We start from the raw sequence: 236 nt of genomic DNA, 5'->3' as shown, positions 1-236 counted from the left end.
GGGGGTAAAGGGATGGAGGTGACTCAACTTTCGCCATGCCGGCCGTACCTGCTACGGGCATTTTACGAATGGTTGCTTGATAACCAGCTGACGCCGCATCTCGTGGTGGATGCCAAAGTGGACGGTGTGATGGTGCCAATGGAATTTGCCCGCGACGGGCAAATTGTGCTTAATATCGCGCCGCGCGCGGTGGTGAATCTGGCGCTGGGCAATGATGAAGTGCAATTCGGCGCCCG

1 protein-coding gene is annotated in these 236 nt (G+C 57.6%); it reads left to right on the top strand.

The features are described from left to right. Nucleotides 1–12 precede the first annotated feature (12 nt). On the top strand, nucleotides 13–236 hold a 224-nt coding region (locus BG74_RS08135; RefSeq protein WP_244267451.1), incomplete at its 3' end, for a stringent starvation protein B.

This window comes from Sodalis-like endosymbiont of Proechinophthirus fluctus (assembly GCF_001602625.1).
In the GTDB taxonomy this organism is placed as follows: domain Bacteria; phylum Pseudomonadota; class Gammaproteobacteria; order Enterobacterales; family Enterobacteriaceae.
This window is presented reverse-complemented; position numbering and strand designations above follow the sequence as displayed.